Here is a 23,176-nt window from a genome sequence, read left to right on the forward strand (position 1 = left end):
AAATATGTCGAATACTTGGACGAGTAGAGCCGGGGCCGTTCTGATGGCTCTTTTTTTTATCTTTACTTACCTTATCCCTCTGAATAGCCGTCTTTTGTGGCAACCAGACGAGACACGATATGCTGAAATCAGTCGGGAAATGTTACAACGTGGAGATTGGATAGTTCCTTATTTTTTAGATATCCGTTATTTTGAAAAACCAGTGGCTGGATATTGGATAAATAATATTAGCCAATGGATCTTTGGGGATAATAATTTTGCAGTGCGTTTTGGTGCTGTATTCAGCATTATAATTAGTGCATTTCTTCTTTATCGGTTAGCTATGATGATGTGGCAGTCTCGCCAGACTGCATTTATTGCTAGTTTGATTTATCTCTCCATGTTTATTGTTTTTTCTGTCGGCACTTATAGTGTTCTTGATCCAATGTTTTCACTATGGATCACGGCAGGAATAGTGAGCTGTTATTGGGCATTAAAGGCTAGTAGTCGCCGTGAACGGATTTGGGCTTGGTCTGTACTAGGTATAACCTGCGGCATGGCGTTTTTGACAAAAGGTTTTCTGGCATTGGCTCTGCCGGTAATATCCATGATACCGATCACGATATACCAGAAACGTTTTTTGGAAATGGTTCGTTTTGGCCTGCTTGCAATTATTTGTGCTGTTTTGATCAGTCTGCCGTGGGTGATCGCAATTGCTTTGCGAGAGCCTGATTATTGGCATTATTTTTTCTGGGTAGAACATATACAGCGTTTTGCTTCTGATCATGCACAGCATTCCGCCCCATTCTGGTATTACCTGCCGGTATTGATTTTAGGTGTTATTCCGTGGCTAGGATTATTACCTGGCGCTTTGCTCAAGAGTTGGCAAGAGAAGAAAAATCATCCTGAGATGTTCTTTCTGTTTTGCTGGTTTTTTGTCCCATTGCTATTTTTTAGCATTTCTAAAGGAAAACTGCCGACTTACATTCTGCCATTTATCGGGCCATTAGCGTTGATGATGGCAAAGTATGCTATTGATAACATGAAGAATGGCAATATGAAGACATTAAAGCTCAATGGGTTGATAAATGTTTTCATTGGATTGATAGCAATACTGGCGCTTGTATTTCTGGAAATTGTTTCCAGTCGTCCTCTTTACCAACCCAATGAATGGGTTAAATGGGTGATAGGGATTTTCACTTTTGGATTTTGGGGGATAGTGGGCTATTTCTGTTTTATACACAATGGCAAACGTTGGCAATGGGCTGCCGCTTGTTCAATTGTGCTGAGTTTATCAATAGGTAGTGCATTACCAGATAAGACAATTGATTCTAAACTACCGCAGGATTTTATCAGGCAAAATGAAAAAGAGCTGGCTGAAAGTAAGTATATTTTGTCTACATCGGTTGGTTTAGGAGCCGCAGTTGCGTGGGAATTGAAACGCAGTGATATTTACTTATTTCAAAACAAGGGTGAATTGAAGTACGGATTGAATTATCCAGATAGTCGCAATAGGTATATAACACAGGAACAATTTCCCTCATGGTTGACCAGTGCACGGAAAGAGGGACAGGTTGCAATTGTTTTCTTATTGCCTACAAAAGAGAGGCTTCCTGAGTTGCCTGAACCTGATTTGATACAGCGTAAATATCGTTTTGTCCTTGTGATTTATAAGAAGCAACCGTGATATGAACAGTAGTATAGGGTTATTGATACTGGTTAGTTTACTAACTTGTGCAGGACAAATTTGTCAGAAACAAGCTGTTACCAGTTGGGGCAAAAAAGATGTCCCCTATAAACTGGCAATTGTAGTGGCATGGCTGATTGGTGCTATTCTTCTGTTGGGTATAGGAATGATATTCTGGCTACATTTGTTGCAAGCTCTACCACTGAGTATTGCTTATCCTATGCTGAGTATTAATTTTGTACTGGTAACGTTGATCGGACAATTTCTGTATCATGAAAAAGCCGGGATAAGACACTGGATAGGTGTGTTTTTAATTATGTTGGGAATTTTATTGATGAGCTTAAATCAATGAAAGGGTATTTTTGGGGAGTGGCAAGCGTCCTGCTAATTACTGTTGCTCAACTATTATTGAAGTGGGGAGTCGTACAATTACCTGAGCTTTCTTTATCATCTGCACATTGGTTAGATATCGATTGGCTTTGGTTGCATCATAAACCTTTATTGATGGTGATGGTGGGATTAGTGAGTTACGCATTATCCATGTTCAGTTGGTTTTTTGCTTTGAAATACCTGCCGTTGAATAAAGCCTATCCGCTTATCAGTTTGAGCTATGTTTTTGTTTATTTATTGGCGGTACTATTACCCTGGTTTAATGAAAATATCTCACTACTGAAAACAATAGGGATCCTGTTAATTTCATTGGGAGTTTGGTTTATTAGCAGACCAGAAGGCAGAGAGGCTGATTGATGATTATAAGAATAAGACATTTATGCTTGTTACTGAGCTTATTTCTGATTGGGTGTTCCAATCCTATTTCGAAGTCAAACTTACCTCCATTGCGAGCAGCACTTTCTGATCCGATTATTGTTATTACACAGTTAAAAGAGCAGCTTACACAATGGCAGGGTACACCTTATCGTTACGGTGGCATGGATCGGCGAGGTGTTGATTGTTCTGGTTTTGTTTATCGTACTTTTTATGATCGTTTTAATATCCTGCTTCCACGGACAACGAGTGAACAGACCCAATTGGGTACACGGATTAATAAAAAGGATCTAATGCCGGGTGATCTGGTTTTTTTCAAAACCGGTAGCGGTGATAATGGGTTACACGTTGGTATTTATGATATCAACAATGAATTTATTCACGCATCGACCAGTAAAGGTGTAATGCGTTCCTCTCTTGATAACATATATTGGCGTCGTGTTTTTTGGCAGGCCCGCAGAATATGATCCCAGTCTGAGTCACCAATTGAATTAATACATTATGATATCCTAACACACTGTTTTTGCTTTGTTCGGAGACAAATAATGTCCACATTACGTTTACTGCTGTCTGATTCCCACGATCCCTGGTTTAATCTCGCTGTTGAAGAGTGTATTTTCCGTCAAATGTCGCCAGAGCAACGTGTTTTGTTCTTATGGCGTAATACAAATACTGTTGTTATAGGGCGGGCTCAAAATCCGTGGAAAGAGTGTAATACACGGCGTATGGAACAAGATGGTATAAAACTGGCTCGACGTAGTAGTGGCGGTGGGGCAGTTTTTCATGATCTGGGGAATACGTGTTTTACCTTTATGGCGGGTAAGCCAGAATATGATAAAACGGTTTCTACTCAAATCATTCTGGCTGGATTAAAAAAATCTGGTATTCATGCGATAGCTTCTGGTCGTAATGATCTGGTTTTGCCTTTATCGGATGGGGAACGCAAAATTTCTGGGTCGGCGTATCGTGAAACTAAGGACAGAGGTTTTCATCACGGCACATTACTGATTAATGCAGATTTGAATCGCCTTGTGGATTATCTCAACCCTGATCCTAAAAAGTTACAGGCAAAAGGTATTCCTTCTATCCGTTCCAGAGTGACAAACTTGTCAGAATTATTGCCGGATATTACACATGAAAAAGTGTGCGAAGGGATTATAGAGGCATTTTCTGAATATTTTGGCGAAGTTGTGCAACCAGAGCTTATTTCTCCACAAGCTTTACCGGATTTATCGGGCTTTGTTGATATTTTTAGCAAGCAAAGTAGTTGGGAATGGAATTTTGGTCAGGCACCTGCATTTAGTCATACACTGGATACCCGATTTCGTTGGGGTGGTATTGAATTACATGTTGATATTGAACGTGGAATTATCAATCGTTGTCAGATTTTTACTGATAGTTTAGAACCTGCCCCATTCGAATTATTAGCAGAAGAACTGATTGGTGTACTGTATCAGCCGGATGCCGTTGGGCAAGTGATCCAGCGCATCAAAGAACAAAATCCTTTGTTGGATATGGAATTGCAGCAATTTGCTCATTGGTTGGTTGATGCGCTGAAATAAAAAATAATTTAGGGGATTTAACAATAAAAAATGGTCAACGACAGGGACGTTGACCAGAAAAGGGGGACACTTACTATAAACACATTTTGTAAATCGGGATTGGACGATTAGTTATCGGTTGTCATTATTCGAACACCTATTTTTCCAATGGCTTACTTTTCACAATGATTTATTCTTCACAATATAAAAATGCCTTCAGCTCAGGTAATTGCCCATTCTCTCTGAACTTAGCCGGTGTTGTATTGAAGTGTTTCTTAAATATCCGGGTAAATGTAGCCTGAGAACTAAAACCATATTGCAGGGCAATATCCAGGATAGGTAAATCATCTTCACGTAAGGATTTAGCGGCTTCATGGAGCCGGCGCCGACGTACATATTGACCAAGTGTGCAACCTTTCAGCTCTTTAAAGATCCGCTGTAAGTGCCATTTCGAATAACCACTTTTATGTGCAATGGCATCTATTTTGATGCTTTCAGTCAGTTGAAGTTGGTTTTCTAACCATTTAACAATATCGTTAATAACACTTTCTAACATATTCACCTCCCACTGGAGTGGGGCTTGTGCTAAAAGAGACCGATATATAAATAATGATTAATATTATCGAAAGGCTCATTTTAAGAATTTATTTTATACCGTATATGCAAAATGTGCGGTTTTGAATCAATGAATATTAACTATCGTTATTTTCTGAATTACTGAGTGTTCTTAAAGGGCATGGATGGTATAAAAAAATATTGGTTAGTCAGATAGAATCGACAATTGTACTCAACATTGGGTGCTTTTTTGTTTTATATGCACTGGTAATAGCTGGAATAACAGGATTGTTATTTTTAGATGTTAATTACCTACACAATCGTGTATCTGAAGACTCACTCACAGAAACTTTTCAGGAACTTTCACTACTTAACCCGAATTCTGGATAAAGAATTCGGGTTGATTAGAGAATTAGATGCGTGCTTTGATAAAATTTTTCATGGAGCATGGTCATGGTTCGCGATCCCTTTGGCTGTGGTTTGCATTGTATATGCTTGTACACAAAGACAGAAAACGCTTGTTGGGCTTGTTTATTTTACTCGCCACCAAAGCTACGGGATGATGGTTTGTGGTTTATTGTGTGTGCTGGTGTTTTCCCGTTTGTTCGGTATGGGAGCACTATGGCAAGGATTGATGGATGAGCATTTTAATCGCACAGTCAAAAACATAGTAGAAGAGGGCTGTGAAATGTTGGGTTATGTCTTATGCTTGATTGCTACACTCTGGTATTTACCTGCTGCACGACAGCAACGTATGGCTGACGTTAAATAATCTTTACCTCAGTAAATTGTGGGTATAATTATTTCAGAATCATATAAATTCAAGCCCGGTTTTTTGGATTGGGGAAAAGAAAATTTAATAGAGCGGATGGACTAAGAGTTGAGGACTGGACGCTTGAGTAAGGGACTTATCAAAATGGGATAAGTCAATAAGGGCATAATTCTTTGAATTATGCCCTATTCGCTTAATCTTGATTTTCGATTAAAGATGGATCACGGTCATATTCAACTTTCTTAGCATATAGCATCAGCTTTTTAGGTATTCAGACATGGCCATTATTGCCGGAGGTAAACTTGCGGTTGGTAAGTTTCGGGATGCTGGGTTACGCCTAAATCAGCCCGATACCATTGTTTAAGGATATCATCCCGCAGAACATCCTGTGGTGTGCCGGATGCGACTAACTTTCCTTGATGTAATAGGATAATTTTATCCGCATAGAGTGCAGCCAGATTTAGATCGTGCAATACACAGCAGACAGCAAGAGGGCGTTGACGGGTCAGGTTATGAACGAGTCGCAATGTATGCTGTTGGTGGTAAAGATCCAATGCTGAAGTTGGTTCATCCAAAAACAGACAGGACTTTGTTGGCTCTGGATGCCAGAGTTGAGCCAGAGTCCTTGCCAATTGAACACGTTGCTGTTCTCCGCCAGAGAGTTGCTGATAATTCCGATACCTCAGTTTTTCACACTTTGTTAAGGCAATTGCATCATCAATCGCGATTTTCTTATGAGCGTTTTCATGGGGGACTCGCCCCATTGCAATAATTTCTTCCACGCTGAAAGGAAAATAAAGCGAACTGTATTGCCGCATTACTGCACGGATCCGGGCAAGTTTTTGGGTTGGCCATTGGGGTAAGGGGATTCCTTGTAACAGGCATTCGCCACTGTTTGGTAAAACATAACCTGTTAACAGCCGTAATAGCGTGGATTTGCCTGCGCCATTGGGACCAATAATTGCAACAACCTCTCCTTGATGGATAGAGAGCGAAACCTCTTTGATGATTTGGCGCTGCCCAATGAAGTAGTTCAGATTTTTGGCTTCAAGTAAACTTTTTGACATTATCGGCTCCATTACAAACGGCCTTTTGATGGTTTAAGGATTAACCCTAAGAAATAAGGGGCACCAATTAAACCGGTAATAAGACCGACCGGCATTTCGGCGGGAGCAACTAACGTTCTGGCTAATGTATCCGCAGTTAACAAAAGACATGCACCACCCATTGCTGATATTGGTAGTAACCAGGAATGATCACTACCAAACCGCAATCTGGCAAGGTGGGGAATAACCAGACCAATAAAACCGATAACACCACTCAACGCGACCGCACAGCCAATCAGCAAGGCACTAAGCAGTAGTAATTGAAACTTAGTTTGTTGGACATTAATGCCTAAATAGTGGGCTTCTTCATCACCCAATTGTAGTAGATTGAGTTTTCGAGACTGACTGAGTGCTAACAGGCTGACAGGAATAATAATAGAAGCGGCAATAACCAGTGTCGGCCATTCAATCTGGCTCAGTGAACCCATCATCCAAATGGTAAATTGACGTAATTGCTGGTCATTACTGATATAGCTCAATACACCGATAAATGACATGCACAGTGCATTAATGGCGATACCTGCAAGCAGCAATTTCGATAAATTGCCGTGGCTATATTTATTTAACGAAAAGATCAGCAATGAGACTAATAAACTACCACCAAAAGCTGCAACAACATGACCGTATAACGCAATACTTTCAGGTAACATATTGCCTGGTAAAGAGAAAGGCAAAAAGGTGGGCACAACAATGATTATTGCCACAGTCAGTGCTGCACCACTGCTGATCCCTAATAATCCGGGATCAGCAAGAGGATTACGAAATAATCCCTGCATTATGGCACCGGAAACAGCCAGCGCACCGCCAATCAGAATCGCCAATAGAATACGTGGTAGCCGGATATTTAACCAGATTTGCCACTGTGGGTCATCCAAAGAGGATTCCCACAGCGTTTTAAAAGAAAGAGGCAATGCCCCCATATTGGCTGAACTGATTACCAGAATAAATAGCAATACGCCCAGTAACATCAAACCAAAGCTGGGGGATTGGGTACGACTCATTGCACTTTCTCCGCAGCCTCACGGACTTGTTTCATAACTTCCGGGGTGTGGATACCGAATCCGAGCAAACTCATTTCATCCACAACGACAACCTGTTTTTTCTTTCCTGCCGGAGTAAAGTTCAAGCCCGGAAGTTGCCACAGTTTATCCACACCACCCAGCGTTTTCAGTCCCTCGGTGCTGACCAGCAGCAAATCAGGCTGGCTGGCGATAACACCTTCCTGAGATAAAGGGCGGTATCCTTTAAATCCCTGCATGGCATTTTTGGCACCAATGGCATGAATAATCTTATCCGCAGCGGTTTGTTGGCCGGCTGCCATTGGCATAATCCCTCCGTGACTCATAACAAACATCACTTTTGTGGGAATGTTTGACGTGGTGATTGCAGCCAATTGTTGTTGATATTGAGTGATTAGCTCTTCACCACGTTTTTCCTGATTGACCGCCTTGGCGACGGTCTTGATTTTTTCAGGAACGGCTTCTAACGAGGCTTTGCTGGTCACTTTAATAACTTTTACACCGGAATCTTCGACTTGCTTGAGTGCCAGAGAAGGTTGGGCCAATTCACTAGTGAGCATCAGTGACGGGCGCATAGACAAAATCCCTTCTGAATTCAGCATTCGCATATACCCCACATCTGGCAATGAAAGTATTTCTTTAGGGTTCTGACTGGTACTATCCCTGGCAACAACATGCTGTCCTTCGCCAAGTGCAAAAACGATTTCAGACACATCACCGCCAATTGTGACAATACGTTCAGCGGAGAACGCACTGGAGGAGATGGTAAGCATAAAGGTTAGAAGCCACTTTTTCATGCTACACAAGTTTCCTTTTCTGGTTGCAGTTTAGGTAGTGCGGCAATTTGTTCACGCCATTGTGTTTGCTCAGGAGTACCTTCGGTACGCTGACCATACAGTTGGGCGATTTGGTTACCATCCGCATCGAACAACTCAAGGCTGGTGACGAAACCATCTGCTGTTGGCTTGCGTGTGATCCAGCTTTCAGCAATAGCACTTTCAATCAGGTGCAACGTGAAGTTACGATTAAAAATATTAGCCCATTTCTGGGAAGAGTTTTCTTCCTGATATGGCATCAGACGCTCAAGTTTACCAGTAAAGATCTGGATACAACCGCGATTTCCGACGAAGATCATAATTTCATTTTGGTCTTTGTGTGCAACTTCAAGGATCTGAGTCAGGGCAGAATTCTCTACACGGTAAGCCAAATCATCTTTAACAGCATTGAAAATCTGCTGACGATTCAGATTATGACGTTTCATCATGATGAAGAACTGGTGAACGTCGGTCATTGCACGCCACTCTTCATCCAATTGTGTTTTCAGCTCTTCAGTCACTTTTGCATATTCAGAGACTTCTTCAGGTTTCACTTTCAGCACTGGGTTTTCATCTGTCTGATATTTTTCAATCAGGGCTTTCCATGCAGCCATATCAGTATTTGCGGTTGTATACACTTTATGCAAAGCATCGCCTTGACGATCAAAGAACTGGATGCTGTGACGCATACCATTTTTCGCAGGTTCTACCAGAGAAAAAACACTGTTCCAATGCTCAAAGAACATACGTAAATCTAGTTCACGCGGGTTTAGGATCAGACCAACATGCTGGCTGAACTTCGTGTTTTCGTAACGGCCAACCTGTTCATGAACAGCAAAGTCATTGCGGGTAATGGCCTTGGTTTCACCGACTGTTGCCAGTTCTTGTAGCAGGGTAGGAGCATCAACGTTCAAACGTTTTGCGTCGATACCGACACGACTGTGCAGTAATTCTCCTTCACTGATATTAAGATAAGCGGCTAAGTCGCGTGCATATTTAGCTTTATTATCCGCTTTTGCCTGTAGGTAACGTTCATAAAGTGACTGATTCACAGATACTAGCTCCTTAAAAAAACTGCGTTAAAGGTTAAGAATTAGTGTTGTTATTCTTTACCACTGATAGCTGACAAACAGTTTGGCATTACGGCCACTCTGCGGTGCACCCAGTGATGAGTAATATTGCTTGTCGAAAGCGTTGCCGAGTACGACAGAGGTCGTTACACCTTTTAGCTGGTCTTCACCGTGGTAACTGATGTAAAAATCATTGACGCCATAGCCTGCATATTGGGTAACTTTTTGTCCACGTTCATTTTTGTTACCATTAATGCCTTTGAACTGGGTACGTTGAGTAAACTTACCGATCCAACCAATAGAAAAACCGCTACTGGAAAGAGGAATATCTAGTGTGCTGGTCACCGTATCAGGGCTGAGGGCATCAATAGTTTTGCCAGTTTGTTCATTTCTGCCTGTAGTGCGGTTGTAAGCCAGATCCCACGAGAACCAATCAGTGTTATATGTCATCGATACATCCCAACCCCAAATTTTTGCTTTGGGGATATTCAGGGAAGTCGTAAATCCTTTCCTAAACTCTACGGAAGTGGTGATATAGTCTTTTGCTTTGGTATCAAAATAGCTGGCTTTGAATTTCAGGCCATCATTGTTGGTAAACAGTTCATCGAAACGTAACCCGAAGCCATATTCCAGAGTTTCATTGCTTTCAGGGCGTAAGTTAGGATTAGGTTTCCAGTAATTATTTGGAAAATGTTTGGAATCGTTATACATCTCTCCCATTGTCGGTGAACGGAATGCCTGAGAGTAAGAAGCAAACAGCATTGACCAATCTGTTGGGGTGATACTGATAGCACCTTTTGATGACCATTTATCGGCATTGATATCTTTATATTTATCATTTGATGCTTTGTAATTGTCGTAACGTGTACCGATGATAAATGAAATTGGTAAGTCACGAATGGTTATCTCATCTTGCAACCAACCAGATGCAAAACGGATGTCCGCATTCGGAAATCCATTTATATAATTGCTGCTTGGTTTTTGTTTCTGTTTATATATTTCGCTACCATAAGTAAATTGATGTGCAGCAAAGGAGTTAGCATTCAAGTGCGAACGGTTTTCCAATTTTATACCGTAAGTTTCCTGTTTACGGCCTTCAAAACCATTTTTCTCACTCTTAGCATCAATACTAATGTTGGAATAGTAAATATCTGTTCTGAAATTTAACCAGTTATATTCTGCCGGATTCAACTTGTAAGTCAGTTGCGCATCACGTTGTGTTGTGGTGCGATCAGCCTGTTCTGTTTTATCTGCTGTTTTGACAGATTGTGGGTTCAGTGGCTCATTGGCCTTATTGCGATAATAACGAAGTTCGCCACCAATTGATTGGCTGTCATCAATTTGCCATGTCCCTTTGGTCAGTACATTGCCGATAATTTCATCATTCTGGCCTTTTACCCCGCCGCCATAACGAATATTGCCAACATCACGGGTGCTGAAACTAAATAGACCATCAAGATTATCGGTTTTACCAAATGCGGCTCCGCCGAATCCCCAACTGTGATCCCCAGTTCCGGCACGACTAAAAACACGAAAACCGCTATTTTGCCCTGCCTGTAAGAGATCTGCTGCATCAACCGTCTGATAGGCAATAACTCCACCTAATGCGCTACTGCCATAGAGTAGGGCAGATGGGCCCCGGACAACTTCAACTTGTTTAATCAGTGAGGGATCAAGGAAAATACCATTAATGTGCCCGGTATCAGTACCCTGACGAACACCATCAACCAGCATTAAAACGCCTTTTTGAGAGTAACCACGCATACTGATATCTTGCCCGTTAGCACGCCCGTAATCCGCAGTATTAATCCCGGGGATCTTGCTCAGCAAGTCATTTGCATTGCCTGCAACTTTACTGCTGGCTGAGTTACCTTCAACAACTGTTACCATCATAGGTGCTTCAAAACTGTCGCGCTGATTCCCTGTGGCATAAACTGTCAGCGTATCTTTATGAGGTTTACTTTTTTCTGCTGGGGCTGTTTTATCAGTTGGGATGGTTACTGCGTGAGCAGAAGACAACCCTGTCAGAATGACAATACTTAATGCAGACAATTTTAGGTTTGGTGGTTGAATTCGGGTCATATAGGTTATCTCCATAATTTTGCTGTGTTTTAAAGCACATGAATGGTTTTGAAACACTCATATATCGTTTTAATCACCATGAGATGCATCCCGGTGAATTCTCTGAATTGTTATTAAGTCAGAGTAAAGTTATCGGTTTGTGTAGAATCACGATGTAACGCAAGAAGGATCTGTTGTTGCAAAGGATTGATGTGGTAACACAGGCAATCAGTTAATTTTTTCATAACCAATATGAACAATAATTATTATAATATTGAGAATAATTATCGTTTCTGATTTGATTAACTTCAAGTTATTTTTTTATGTAGGTATAACTGACTCAATAGATTGGTTTTGTATGATTTTTCAAAAGGGGGCTGGCTCCTACTCTCATCGTGAACAGAAGCCAGTAAAAACGATATTCAGAACCGACTTTCAACTGCTTCGGCCAGAATATTAAGGAATTGTTCAGTATCTTGCCAACTGAGGCATGGATCAGTAATCGATTGCCCGTAGGTCAGAGGTTCTCCCTGCATGATTTTTTGAGAACCTTCAACTAAAAAACTTTCTGCCATAACACCCGCGATAGCCGTTGAACCAGACTGAAGCTGTTGGCTGATATTTCTGGCTATATCCAGTTGTCGGCGGTGAACTTTCTGACAGTTTCCGTGACTGCAATCTACAATCAAGCGTTCTGGTAAGTCGAATTCACGTAATTTCTGACAAACTTCTGTAATATCTTCAGCACTGTAATTCGGTTTTTTCCCGCCACGCATAATGATATGGCCATAAGGATTTCCGCTGGTCTGATAGATGGTCATCTGTCCATCTTTATCTGGTGACAAGAACATATGTCCGGCACGTGATGCTCGTATCGCATCAATAGCAATATGAATATTGCCGTCAGTACCATTTTTAAATCCGACCGGACATGACAATGCGGAAGCCATTTCCCGGTGGATTTGGCTTTCTGTTGTTCTTGCACCGATTGCTCCCCAGCTAATTAAATCTGCAATATATTGCCCGATGACCATATCCAAAAATTCTGTGGCGGTGGGCATTCCCAATTCATTGATATCAATTAATAACTTACGGGCGAGTGAGATCCCTTTATTGACCTGACAGGAGCCATCTAACATAGGGTCTGAAATCAAACCTTTCCAGCCAACAACAGTACGAGGCTTTTCGAAGTAGGTTCGCATTACGATTTCCAGACTGTGCTGATATTTTTCACGTAATACGTGCAGACGCGAGGCATAATCAAAAGCGGCATCAACATCATGAATAGAACAGGGGCCAATGATGACCAGCAAACGTTGATCGTTGCCTGTCAGAATAGCTTCAATACGTCTGCGTGATACCGTCACATTTTGTAATGTTTTTTCTGATATGGGGTATTGTTCAGAAAGTGTTTTAGGTGTTATTAATCTGTCAATTGGGTGGGTTCTTAACTCATCTGTTTTGGGCATATACTTTCTCGAATTCTACTTCATCTTAGGACGCAGTCTGGCGTAATTGAAATTACAATAACTCAACCTCCAGCAAATTCAACAGACAATAATTACAATTATATGAGAAATCGCGAGTATAAGATTGTAATAGTGTTCTGAGATATGCTGGTATTTCCGGGATCAGAACATGCGCCGTTTCAATCCCATAATGTCAATAATTTTGGTTGAAATTTCTTCGACAGAATAATTGGTGGTATTTAAATAATTAATTTTGTTTTTGCGGAATAGAGCTTCAACCTCAGCAATTTCGATCCGACATTGCCGTAATGAAGCATAACGACTATTTTCTCTCCGTTCTTCCCGGATAGCAGCCAGCCTTTCCGGGCTTATTGTCAATCCGAATAATTTCTGCTGGAAAGGTTTTAGATCGGCAGGCAATTGCAGATTATCCATATCATCAGCGGTGAAAGGATAGTTTGCGGCTTGAATGCCGAATTGCATGGCAAGATAGAGGCTGGTGGGTGTTTTTCCACAGCGGGATACACCCAGAATAATCACCTGAGCCTGATCGAGATTGCGTAATGAAACCCCATCATCGTGTGCGAGGGTATAATCAATGGCTGCGATACGGGCATCATATTGACTCAGATTTTTCTTAGATAAACCGTGAGTACGGTGTAATTCAGGTTTGGGTTTCAGTCCGATTTCTTGCTGCAATGGTGCTACGAGAGTCTGGACAATATCCAAGCAAAAACCTTCACTGCTGGTGATAATATTTTTAACTTCACTGGAAATGATGGAATAAAAAACTAGTGGCCTGATTTGTGTTGCCTGATAGATGGTATTTATCTGGCTCCTGGTTTCTTCTGCTCTTATTTTGTTGGTTACAAAGGGTAAGGTATAAGACGTGATAGTAATTGGGAATTGGGACAATACAGCATGACCCAAAACTTCTGCCGTAATTGCTGTGCCATCGGAAATGAAAAATACACTGTGTTCCAGAGTTTCATTGTCCTGAGTCTGAGGGAGTTGGATCTCTATCATTGTGTTTTTCTTTTCTTGTTGAGTTTATAGGGTATTATCAAAATATTAGCTGAATCGTTTTTATTACAAATTACAGCTATAGCTTACGTTCCAAATTATACGCGTAAAAAAATAATATTGTTGGGTTGATCGATTCACCTTTCAATATGTAGCAAAACATTGTGCTAGGCTATTTCCTGTTGTAAAAAACAGCCTTAATTTTCTGATTTGTACCTCCGAATGTAAAAAGGATAGTTTCAATGTCCAATAATGGCCTCACCCCATGTAATGTGCTTTGGTATAACCAATTAGGCATGAATGATGTTAATCGGGTCGGTGGTAAAAACGCCTCTCTTGGCGAAATGATCACTAATCTGGCTGATCTTGGTGTATCTGTCCCCAATGGTTTCGCTACGACTGCACAGGCATTTAATGATTTTCTGGAACAAAGCGGTGTTAACCAGCGTATTTACCAATTACTGGATGAAATTAATGTTGATGATGTTAATCAATTAGCTAAGGCAGGCGTACAGATCCGTCAGTGGGTGATTGATACACCATTTACGGCACAACTGGAAAAAGATATCCGGGATGCTTACTTACAATTGTCTGAAGGTGAGTCGGATGCTTCTTTCGCTGTCCGCTCCTCTGCGACTGCTGAGGATATGCCGGATGCTTCTTTTGCCGGGCAGCAAGAGACTTTTTTAAATGTGCAGAGCATTGATGCCGTGATGATTGCCATTAAACACGTCTTTGCATCTCTCTTCAACGATCGTGCCATCTCCTACCGTGTCCATCAAGGCTATGACCACCGTGGTGTTGCATTATCAGCCGGGGTACAGCGTATGGTGCGTTCCGATCTGGCATCATCAGGTGTGATGTTTACGATTGATACTGAGTCTGGTTTTGATCAAGTCGTGTTTATTACATCTGCCTATGGTTTGGGTGAGATGGTTGTTCAGGGAGCAGTGAACCCTGATGAGTTTTACGTCCATAAACCTACATTAAAAAATAACCACCCTGCGATCGTCCGTCGCAATTTGGGCTCCAAAAAAATACGTATGGTCTATGCAGACAGCAAAGAGCATGGTCAGCAGGTACGTACAGAAGATGTCTCTGAGGAGTTACGCAATCGTTTCTCTCTTACTGACAGTGAAGTTGAAGCATTGGCAAGGCAAGCCTTACTGATTGAAAAACATTATGGTCGGCCGATGGATATTGAGTGGGCGAAAGACGGGTACAATGGCAAGCTATATATTGTACAGGCACGTCCTGAGACAGTCCGTTCAAATCAGCAGGTGATGGAACGTTATCAACTGAATGAACAGGGTCGTGTGTTGGTGGAGGGCCGTGCGATTGGGCACAAAATCGGTGTTGGTACGGTTAAAGTTATCCACAATCTCAGCGAAATGGATCGTATCCAGGCAGGGGATGTATTGGTGACAGACATGACCGATCCAGATTGGGAACCAATCATGAAAAAAGCGGCGGCGATTGTTACCAATCGTGGAGGTCGTACTTGTCATGCTGCTATTATTGCTCGTGAATTGGGTATTCCTGCGGTAGTGGGTTGTGGTGACGCGACAGAACGCTTAAAAGAAGGTGAACAAGTGACTGTTTCTTGCTCTGAAGGGGATACCGGTTTCGTTTATCAGAATAAACTGGATTTCAGCATCCAAAGTTCTCAGGTTGATGAACTGCCAAAGTTGGATGTCAAGATCATGATGAATGTAGGCAATCCGGATCGGGCGTTTGATTTTGCCTGCCTGCCGAATGAAGGTGTAGGTCTGGCACGTTTGGAATTCATTATAAACCGCATGATTGGTGTTCATCCCCGAGCCCTGATTGAGTTTTCCGAACAATCCTCTGAACTACAGGAACAGATTAAATTATTAATGGTAGGTTATGATGATCCTGTTGAGTTTTATGTCGGACGTTTGACGGAAGGTATTGCGACGTTGGCAGCTGCATTTTGGCCTAAGCGTGTTATTGTACGTTTGTCTGACTTTAAATCTAATGAGTATGCGAACTTAGTTGGCGGTGATTTATACGAACCACACGAAGAAAACCCGATGCTTGGTTTCCGTGGGGCTGGTCGCTATGTTTCTGACAATTTCCGTCAATGTTTTGCTCTGGAATGTGAAGCGGTCAAACGAGTGCGTAATGTTATGGGGTTAACTAACGTCGAAGTGATGATCCCATTTGTACGTACAGTAGCACAGGCTGAAGCTGTAATTTCAGAATTGGCATTACAGGGTTTGAAACGTGGTGAGAATGGGTTGAAAGTCATCATGATGTGTGAAATTCCATCAAATGCATTATTAGCGGAACAATTCCTTGAGTATTTTGATGGTTTTTCTATCGGCTCAAATGATATGACTCAATTAGCATTAGGATTAGATCGTGATTCGGGTGTCGTATCTGAATTATTTGATGAGCGTAATGATGCAGTGAAACAATTACTTTCTATGGCAATTCAGGCAGCTAAGCGACAAGGTAAATATGTTGGTATTTGTGGTCAAGGGCCTTCTGATCATGAAGATTTCGCTGAATGGCTAATGAAAGAAGGGATTGACAGTTTATCATTGAATCCTGATACCGTTGTAAAAACCTGGATTTCTTTAGCAGGAAATGATTAATCACAGCTTATTCAGGTATGAAATAAAAAGCCTGTTAAAAATATTTTCAGGCTTTTTGTTCTTTGTAGCATAATCTTTTTTAACATGGGCGATATATTATATATAGAGATAATGGAAATTTTCCCCCCCCAAAAAAAAAGCCTATCATGGGCTGACAGGCAAAGACTACACACAGCAATATATATTACTTCACTTATCCCAATTTGTGGCGTATACAAACTAGGACAGCAATTCATGGGAAACATTGTTTCGATGAAAAGAATATTAATTTAATAAGTGAGTTTATTCATTAAGAATTCTCTTAATAAATCAGAATTAGAAAAACAAAACTAAAAAACAACTTTTTTGTAACAAATTTTTGAAGGATTTATTTACTGGCGGGATGAGTTTCTATAGAAATAAGATTATATGTTTACTTTAATGATAATTGCGCGGAAAAATCATATTCCGCGCTATCGTTTATTATTGTATATGGTCTTTTTTGAAATATTGTTCTATATGTTCTGTTTTATTTTCAGGTTTAGGAATCTCATCCATCCAGGCCAGCAATAAGCTATAAGAAACAGCTAATACCACCGGGCCGATAAATAATCCAATCACACCCAGTGAAAGTATACCTCCGATAACACCGGTAAGAATTAAAACCATAGGTAAATCGGCACCGAGGCGAATAAGGAAAGGGCGAAGAACCCCATCCATCGTGACCAGAATTAAACTCCAGACAACTAAAATAGTTCCCCAGGTTGTTTCTCCTGTCCAATAAAGCCAAACAATGGATGGGATAAGGACGAGTAAAGGGCCTAATTGAGCAACACAGAGTACAAACATTATGACTGTTAGGATCATTGCATAAGGTATACCTGCGATTGCTAACCCAATTCCGCCTGCGATAGCCTGTATGAGTGCTGTAACAACCACACCTAAAGCAACAGCACGGATGGAGCGAGCAGCCAGTAGTACAACAGCATCACCACGTTTGCCTGCCAGTCGGATGGCGAAATGGCGAATGCCCAGCATGACGTGTTCACCTTTCCAATAAAGCAGGACACTGAACAGTACCATGAGTGCTAAGTGAAACAGAAAACGGCCTGCATTGGCGGCCTGAGCAAAAAACCATGTTGCTGCTTTACCAATATAAGGAGGAATTTTGGCCAGAAGCATGTTACTGCCCTCAGCAATGGTGTCTTGCCATTTAAGATATAAGTCATTACCAATGAACGGGATTTTATTGAGCCATTCCAATTGAGGCAGATGTATATTGGATGGAGATGTTGCCCATGCAATTAGTGGTGCGCTGTTTTCCAGCAGGCTGCTAACCAGCAAGGCAATGGGGATAACAAATAATAAAATCAATAATAGTGTCATGATGGAAACTGCGATCCAGCGTTTTTCCCATAAACGTTGTTGTATTTTTTCCATTAATGGCCAAGTTGCGATAACCACCATTCCTGACCAGATGAATCCCAAAATAAATGGACTCAAAACCCAAAAGCTGGTCGTAATGAGTAGTAAAATGAAGAACAGTACAAATAGCAGTTTGGGTAAATCGTGGTGTGGTTGCGATTTTTCCATGAAATGATTTCTCTCGGCAATTGAAAATATTGTCAGAATCAACAATGGTAAATAAATATAACGTTATTTCACAGATTGCTCAAAATTGTTAAATATTGTGATATTGTTGAAAAACTGCCTGTTCAGATCCCTGTCTGAATTGACGATTAAAGTAGTATATAAATAAAGCAATGTGGACACTTATTAGAAAAAGGGGCAATGAGCCAATGATCCCACGTATACCACAAGCCCCCCAAGTCAGTGAACTGGTAAAGGAATATTTGACTGTATTAAAGGAAACTGGTTTTACTGGCGATACTGCCAGCAATTACGCAGATAGACTGACTATGGCGACAGATAATAGTATTTATCAGTTGTTACCACAAGCGGTTATCTTTCCGCGTTCCAGTGCCGATGTCGCATTGTTGGCGAGGATTGCAGGAGAAGAACGCTTCCGTTCTCTGACATTCACCCCCCGAGGTGGGGGAACGGGTACGAATGGTCAAGCCCTCAACAATGGTATTGTTGTAGATATGTCCCGGTATATGAAAAGAATTCTGGAAATTAATCCAGAACAAGGCTGGGTTAAAGTTGAAGCAGGTGTTATTAAAGATCAACTCAATCAATACCTAAAACCTTTCGGTTATTTTTTCTCTCCTGAATTATCAACCAGTAATCGTGCTACGTTAGGCGGGATGATCAATACCGACGCATCCGGTCAGGGGTCGTTAGTGTATGGTAAAACGTCAGATCATGTACTTGGTGTCCGTGCTGTTTTATTGGGAGGAGAAATACTTGATACCCGCCCTATGAGCACAACACTGGCGGAATCGATTGCGGAAGAAAAATCGGTTATCGGCCATGTCTATAAAACGGTACTTGAGCGTTGTCGTGAGCAACGGGAATTAATTATTGAGAAGTTCCCGAAACTCAATCGATTTCTGACAGGTTATGATTTGCGTCATGTTTATAGTGATGATATGCAAGCATTTGACCTGACGCGCATATTAACGGGATCTGAAGGCACTCTGGCCTTTATTACCGAAGCAACACTGGATATTACGCCATTGCCGAAAGTCAGACGGCTCGTGAATGTAAAATATGATTCTTTCGATTCAGCCCTGCGTAATGCTCCGTTTATGGTTGAAGCCAAAGCGCTTTCTGTTGAAACAGTAGACTCAAAAGTTCTCAACCTCGCACGTGAAGATATTATTTGGCATTCAGTGAAAGAATTGATTGCTGATGTTCCAGACAGAGATATGCAAGGCTTGAATATCGTTGAATTCAGCGGAGACGATGAACAGCAAATCGATCAACAGATTAACTCTCTCTGCTTGCGTCTTGATGAATTGATGGTAAACAATCAGGCAGGTGTTATCGGTTACCAGACTTGCCACCACTTGGATGATATTGAACGCATTTATGCCATGCGAAAAAAATCTGTCGGATTGTTGGGTAACAGTAAAGGTGCAGCTAAACCTATCCCGTTTGTTGAAGACACTTGTGTACCTCCTGAACATCTTGCTGATTATATTGTCGAATTTCGTCAGCTTCTTGATAGCTATCAACTTGATTATGGTATGTTTGGTCATGTGGATGCTGGAGTTTTGCATGTTCGGCCTGCATTGGATATGTGCGATCCTCAGCAAGAAATTCTTATGAAGCAGATTTCCGATGATATAGTCCACTTGACGGCTAAATATGGCGGGTTGTTATGGGGAGAGCATGGCAAAGGTTTTCGGGCAGAGTACAGTCCGGCTTTTTTTGGTGAAGTCCTGTATGATGAATTACGTCGGGTAAAAGCGGCATTTGATCCACTCAACAGGTTGAATCCGGGAAAAATTTGTCTGCCAATGGGAATAGACGGCCCGATGATGCAGGTCGATGCCGCTAAGCGTGGTACTTATGACAGAATTATTCCTGTTAATGTCAGAAGCACATTCCGCGGAGCAATGGAATGTAATGGCAATGGCCTGTGCTTCAACTTTGATGTAAAAAGCCCGATGTGCCCTTCAATGAAAATCAGCCAGCATCGCATTCATTCGCCTAAAGGTAGAGCAACCCTTGTCAGGGAGTGGTTGCGGCTTCTGACGGAGCAAGGTGTTGAACCTAAGTTATTAGAACAAGGATTTGATCAGGCCCGATCCGGTTTACATGGAGTAAGCTTGCGTGGATTGATTGAGAAAACGCGTCATAGCTGGAAAGCATGGCGGGGAGAGTATGATTTTTCCCATGAAGTAAAAGAGGCGATGTCGGGTTGTCTGGCATGTAAAGCCTGTTCAACACAATGCCCGATTAAGATTGATGTACCATCATTTCGCTCCCGGTTTTTGGCTCTGTATCACAGCCGTTATTTACGCCCGTTGCGTGATCATATTGTTGCCAATGTTGAAAGCAGTACCCCGTTAATGGCAAAGGCTCCTCGGGTATTTAACTTTTTCTTGCGGCAGCCATGGCTACAAAAACTCAGTCAACATACTATTGGTATGGTTGATTTGCCACAGCTTTCCTATCCGACATTACAGCAGCAATTCGTAAGTCATTATGCAGCCCGGACGACATTAGAACAGCTCGAAACGTTATCTCCAACCCAGCGTAAGCAGCATGTACTTATCGTCCAGGATCCTTTCACCAGTTATCACGATGCAAAAGTTGTCACTGATTTTGTGCGGCTGGTCGAAAAGCTCGGATATCAGCCAGTGTTGTTACCATTTTCTCCTAATGGGAAAGCACAACATGTTAAAGGATTTTTAAATAAATTTGCCAAAACTGCCAGGAAAACGGCTGATTTCCTGAACCGGGTAGCACAACTGGATATTCCTATGGTGGGTGTTGATCCTGCTTTCGTTCTATGTTACCGGGATGAATACAAAGATATTCTGGGCGAACGGAGAGGAAATTTTAACGTTCAATTGGTTCACGAATGGCTGGTGAATGTGTTGCCGGAAATTGCCTCAAAAGAAAAACGTAACGATGTAGCATTCAGTCATGATTGGTATTTATTGGGACATTGTACCGAAGTGACAGCGTTACCTAATAGCGGTACACAATGGATTGATATTTTTCACCATTTTGGCTGCAAGTTAAACAACCTCAATGTGGGGTGTTGTGGTATGGCAGGCACATATGGTCATGAGAAAAAGAACTTTGATAATTCGATTGGCATTTACAAACTTTCATGGGCGTCTGTACTGAATAATCTGGCTTTGGAACATTGCCTCAGTACTGGATATTCATGCCGTAGTCAGGTGAAGCGCATAGAAGGAAAAGTACTTAAACACCCATTACAAGCTTTATTGGAGATAATGCAGTGATTTGGAAACGTCATCCAGATGTAAACATGTTAAATCAATTTGGTATTGATTGTATCTTGAAGCATATCGGAATAGAAATTACCCAGCTTGGAGATGATTTCATTGAGGGAACAATGCCTGTTGACCAACGAACCAAACAACCATTTGGTATTTTGCATGGTGGAGCATCAGTGGTATTAGCTGAGACTCTGGGTTCCTTTGCCGGTTATCTCTGTTCTGAAGGAGAGCAGAAAGTTGTAGGGGTAGAAATTAATGCCAACCATATCAAAGCCGTGCGCGGGGGAATAGTTAAAGGGATCTGCAAACCAATCCATCTTGGGCGTACTCATCAGGTCTGGCAAATTGATATCTATAACGGACAACAGCAATTATGTTGTACATCCCGCCTGACTACAGCTATTTTAGATTAATATTCAAATAATTATAGCGTAAATTGATTAGCTTAAGTTCCTGTTGATATTTGTTGGCAGGAACTTTTTGGGTTTATCTGATTATTTGGTTGGTTTCAGCTAATTCATTCTGAATATGGCAGAAAATAACACATAGCCTGTTTTACGTCAGATTTTGACTATTGATATGTTAGTCTAGTGTAATTACATTGCCATCAGTTGTAAGATGCGTTGTAGTCTGAATACTGTTCAAATTTAGCTTTGATTGTGGCAAAGGGAATAGAATAGTCTCCCAGAATAGACTATTAATTAACCACTGGCATTCAAATAACATTGAGGAAGTGTGTATGAAGCGATTTTTGACTTTTATCAGTACTTTCTTGATCGGCATGTTATCGTTCTGCGGGGCAGCTAATCTAGCTTATGCAGTGGAATATCCACTACCACCTGCTAACAGTCGCCTGATTGGTGAGAACTCCATCTATGTTGTACCTGATGATGGTCTCCCGTTGGAAACCATTGCCACCAAATACCAAATAGGTTTGCTGGCTATGTTGGAAGCCAATCCTGATGTTGACCCTTATTTACCCAAACCCGGTACAAAACTCACTATTCCGTCACAGATGTTGCTTCCTAATGCCCCCCGTCAGGGGATTGTCATTAACCTGGCTGAGCTGAGACTCTATTATTATCCAAAAGGAAAGGATCATGTCATTGTTTATCCAATTGGAATTGGGCAGCTTGGGCGCAATACACCAACAATGACGACATCAGTTAGTCAGTTAATCAAACATCCGACATGGACACCTACTGCTAATATCCGTAGAGATTATGCAAGTCGCGGTATTATCTTGCCAGCGGTAATACCCGCAGGCCCGGATAACCCAATGGGTGATTTTGCTCTGCGTTTGGCAGCAGGGCGTGGAGAATATCTGATACATGGTACTAATGCGAATTTTGGTATTGGCATGCGAGTCAGTTCGGGTTGTATCCGTTTGCGCTCTGATGACATTGAGGCACTATTCTACAACGTTCCGAAGGGAACCCGTGTTCAGATTATTAATGAACCAATCAAATATGTGGTAGAACCAGATGGCAAACGCTATGTTGAGGTTCATCAACCACTTTCAAAGACAGATGCTGATGATCCTCAAACAATACCAATTAAGCGTACAGAAGGGTTATTAAAATTTATTGAGAATAGTAATACGAATGCTGTTTTGGTAGATCAGGCAATAATTCGTCGTTCTGGTATGCCTGTGGTAGTCAATAAGGGAATTATTTCATCCGGTAAGCAGAAAAAAGAGTCCCCAAGGCTGATGGGAGAACATGAAGAAGCGACTCTCAATATTCAGCCCATTAAATTACCACCGTTGAGCCAGCCTGCTCCAATCTATCAAACTAAATCCTAACTGAGATAGTGAATTGGGAACATAAAG

General features: G+C 41.5%; 18 protein-coding genes and 1 pseudogene. 10 read left to right on the forward strand and 9 right to left on the reverse strand.

Annotated elements, in window-relative coordinates; translation table 11 throughout:
• The first annotated feature begins 4 nt into the window (after positions 1-4).
• The 5 genes from arnT to lplA all read left to right on the forward strand — a co-directional run bounded on the left by arnT (position 5) and on the right by lplA (position 3,993).
• Positions 5-1,666 (forward strand): lipid IV(A) 4-amino-4-deoxy-L-arabinosyltransferase, encoded by a 1,662-nt coding sequence (gene arnT / locus HGO23_RS09010; RefSeq protein ID WP_209028601.1) that lies wholly within the window; start codon positions 5-7, stop codon positions 1,664-1,666.
• Position 1,667: 1 nt separating this feature from the next.
• A complete protein-coding gene (gene arnE, locus HGO23_RS09015; RefSeq protein ID WP_099134655.1) occupies positions 1,668-2,018 on the forward strand; it encodes a 4-amino-4-deoxy-L-arabinose-phosphoundecaprenol flippase subunit ArnE in 351 nt (116 codons plus the stop codon).
• Entirely contained in the window at positions 2,015-2,413 is a 399-nt protein-coding gene (gene arnF / locus HGO23_RS09020) for a 4-amino-4-deoxy-L-arabinose-phosphoundecaprenol flippase subunit ArnF (RefSeq protein ID WP_099134654.1), read from the forward strand. Before arnE ends, arnF begins: the two co-directional genes overlap by 4 nt.
• Positions 2,413-2,898, forward strand: coding sequence for a C40 family peptidase (locus tag HGO23_RS09025; protein ID WP_099134653.1), 486 nt, complete (start codon positions 2,413-2,415; stop codon positions 2,896-2,898). Before arnF ends, HGO23_RS09025 begins: the two co-directional genes overlap by 1 nt.
• Positions 2,899-2,976: 78 nt before the next feature.
• Positions 2,977-3,993, forward strand: a complete 1,017-nt coding sequence (lplA, locus tag HGO23_RS09030; RefSeq protein WP_209028602.1) for a lipoate--protein ligase — start codon at positions 2,977-2,979, stop codon at positions 3,991-3,993.
• A 169-nt stretch (positions 3,994-4,162) separates the two neighbouring features.
• Here the strand turns inward: lplA and HGO23_RS09035 are convergent, their stop codons facing one another.
• Positions 4,163-4,528: a helix-turn-helix domain-containing protein gene (locus tag HGO23_RS09035; protein ID WP_099134651.1), complete on the reverse strand. Its 366-nt coding sequence runs from the start codon at positions 4,526-4,528 to the stop codon at positions 4,163-4,165.
• Positions 4,529-4,740: 212 nt separating this feature from the next.
• Between HGO23_RS09035 and HGO23_RS09040 the strand changes: the two are divergent.
• Positions 4,741-5,299 (forward strand): annotated as a pseudogene (locus HGO23_RS09040) (hypothetical protein).
• 284 nt (positions 5,300-5,583) lie between these two features.
• Here the strand turns inward: HGO23_RS09040 and HGO23_RS09045 are convergent.
• From HGO23_RS09045 to ppsR, 7 genes are all read right to left on the reverse strand, one after another.
• Complete coding sequence (locus HGO23_RS09045) at positions 5,584-6,369, reverse strand: heme ABC transporter ATP-binding protein (protein ID WP_416778694.1); 786 nt, start codon at positions 6,367-6,369, stop codon at positions 5,584-5,586.
• 8 nt (positions 6,370-6,377) lie between these two features.
• The gene (locus HGO23_RS09050; RefSeq protein ID WP_209028603.1) at positions 6,378-7,406 is read right to left on the reverse strand and encodes a FecCD family ABC transporter permease; all 1,029 of its coding nucleotides are present in this window, start codon (positions 7,404-7,406) and stop codon (positions 6,378-6,380) included.
• Positions 7,403-8,221 (reverse strand): heme/hemin ABC transporter substrate-binding protein, encoded by an 819-nt coding sequence (locus tag HGO23_RS09055; RefSeq protein ID WP_099134648.1) that lies wholly within the window; start codon positions 8,219-8,221, stop codon positions 7,403-7,405. Before HGO23_RS09055 ends, HGO23_RS09050 begins: the two co-directional genes overlap by 4 nt.
• Complete coding sequence (locus tag HGO23_RS09060) at positions 8,218-9,291, reverse strand: hemin-degrading factor (protein WP_209028604.1); 1,074 nt, start codon at positions 9,289-9,291, stop codon at positions 8,218-8,220. Before HGO23_RS09060 ends, HGO23_RS09055 begins: the two co-directional genes overlap by 4 nt.
• Before the next feature lie 57 nt (positions 9,292-9,348).
• On the reverse strand, positions 9,349-11,391 hold the full coding sequence (locus HGO23_RS09065) for a TonB-dependent hemoglobin/transferrin/lactoferrin family receptor (protein WP_209028605.1): 2,043 nt from the start codon (positions 11,389-11,391) through the stop codon (positions 9,349-9,351).
• Positions 11,392-11,792: 401 nt separating this feature from the next.
• Complete coding sequence (locus HGO23_RS09070) at positions 11,793-12,839, reverse strand: 3-deoxy-7-phosphoheptulonate synthase (protein ID WP_099134645.1); 1,047 nt, start codon at positions 12,837-12,839, stop codon at positions 11,793-11,795.
• A gap of 162 nt (positions 12,840-13,001) precedes the next feature.
• A complete protein-coding gene (gene ppsR, locus HGO23_RS09075; RefSeq protein WP_099134644.1) occupies positions 13,002-13,865 on the reverse strand; it encodes a posphoenolpyruvate synthetase regulatory kinase/phosphorylase PpsR in 864 nt (287 codons plus the stop codon).
• Positions 13,866-14,104: 239 nt separating this feature from the next.
• Between ppsR and ppsA the strand changes: the two genes are divergently transcribed.
• The gene (gene ppsA / locus HGO23_RS09080; RefSeq protein WP_209028606.1) at positions 14,105-16,483 is read left to right on the forward strand and encodes a phosphoenolpyruvate synthase; all 2,379 of its coding nucleotides are present in this window, start codon (positions 14,105-14,107) and stop codon (positions 16,481-16,483) included.
• Positions 16,484-16,945: 462 nt separating this feature from the next.
• On the opposite strand, the gene ydiK is transcribed toward ppsA, so the two are convergent.
• Complete coding sequence (gene ydiK, locus HGO23_RS09085) at positions 16,946-18,055, reverse strand: AI-2E family transporter YdiK (RefSeq protein WP_099134642.1); 1,110 nt, start codon at positions 18,053-18,055, stop codon at positions 16,946-16,948.
• Positions 18,056-18,261: 206 nt separating this feature from the next.
• On the opposite strand from ydiK, the gene ydiJ reads away from it, so the two are divergent.
• The 3 genes from ydiJ (at position 18,262) to HGO23_RS09100 (ending at position 23,149) form a co-directional block, all read left to right on the forward strand.
• Positions 18,262-21,348, forward strand: a complete 3,087-nt coding sequence (gene ydiJ, locus HGO23_RS09090; RefSeq protein WP_099134641.1) for a D-2-hydroxyglutarate dehydrogenase YdiJ — start codon at positions 18,262-18,264, stop codon at positions 21,346-21,348.
• Entirely contained in the window at positions 21,345-21,758 is a 414-nt protein-coding gene (locus tag HGO23_RS09095) for a hotdog fold thioesterase (protein ID WP_099134640.1), read from the forward strand. Before ydiJ ends, HGO23_RS09095 begins: the two co-directional genes overlap by 4 nt.
• Positions 21,759-22,084: 326 nt before the next feature.
• Positions 22,085-23,149, forward strand: coding sequence for a L,D-transpeptidase family protein (locus HGO23_RS09100; RefSeq protein ID WP_099134639.1), 1,065 nt, complete (start codon positions 22,085-22,087; stop codon positions 23,147-23,149).
• The last annotated feature ends 27 nt before the right edge of the window (positions 23,150-23,176 follow it).

The sequence above is a fragment of the Xenorhabdus budapestensis genome (genome assembly GCF_017743015.1).
Taxonomy (GTDB): Bacteria; Pseudomonadota; Gammaproteobacteria; order Enterobacterales; family Enterobacteriaceae; genus Xenorhabdus; species Xenorhabdus budapestensis.

Excerpts from the sequence above, each read along its gene's own strand:
- arnF (WP_099134654.1), top strand. The coding sequence starts at position 2,015 with ATGAAAGGGTATTTTTGGGGAGTGGCAAGCGTCCTGCTAATTACTGTT.
- HGO23_RS09100 (WP_099134639.1), top strand. The coding sequence starts at position 22,085 with ATGAAGCGATTTTTGACTTTTATCAGTACTTTCTTGATCGGCATGTTA.
- arnT (WP_209028601.1), top strand. The coding sequence starts at position 5 with ATGTCGAATACTTGGACGAGTAGAGCCGGGGCCGTTCTGATGGCTCTT.
- HGO23_RS09050 (WP_209028603.1), bottom strand. The coding sequence starts at position 7,406 with ATGAGTCGTACCCAATCCCCCAGCTTTGGTTTGATGTTACTGGGCGTA.
- HGO23_RS09025 (WP_099134653.1), top strand. The coding sequence starts at position 2,413 with ATGATTATAAGAATAAGACATTTATGCTTGTTACTGAGCTTATTTCTG.
- ydiK (WP_099134642.1), bottom strand. The coding sequence starts at position 18,055 with ATGGAAAAATCGCAACCACACCACGATTTACCCAAACTGCTATTTGTA.
- arnE (WP_099134655.1), top strand. The coding sequence starts at position 1,668 with ATGAACAGTAGTATAGGGTTATTGATACTGGTTAGTTTACTAACTTGT.
- HGO23_RS09070 (WP_099134645.1), bottom strand. The coding sequence starts at position 12,839 with ATGCCCAAAACAGATGAGTTAAGAACCCACCCAATTGACAGATTAATA.
- ppsA (WP_209028606.1), top strand. The coding sequence starts at position 14,105 with ATGTCCAATAATGGCCTCACCCCATGTAATGTGCTTTGGTATAACCAA.
- HGO23_RS09035 (WP_099134651.1), bottom strand. The coding sequence starts at position 4,528 with ATGTTAGAAAGTGTTATTAACGATATTGTTAAATGGTTAGAAAACCAA.
- HGO23_RS09065 (WP_209028605.1), bottom strand. The coding sequence starts at position 11,391 with ATGACCCGAATTCAACCACCAAACCTAAAATTGTCTGCATTAAGTATT.
- HGO23_RS09055 (WP_099134648.1), bottom strand. The coding sequence starts at position 8,221 with ATGAAAAAGTGGCTTCTAACCTTTATGCTTACCATCTCCTCCAGTGCG.
- ydiJ (WP_099134641.1), top strand. The coding sequence starts at position 18,262 with ATGATCCCACGTATACCACAAGCCCCCCAAGTCAGTGAACTGGTAAAG.
- ppsR (WP_099134644.1), bottom strand. The coding sequence starts at position 13,865 with ATGATAGAGATCCAACTCCCTCAGACTCAGGACAATGAAACTCTGGAA.
- lplA (WP_209028602.1), top strand. The coding sequence starts at position 2,977 with ATGTCCACATTACGTTTACTGCTGTCTGATTCCCACGATCCCTGGTTT.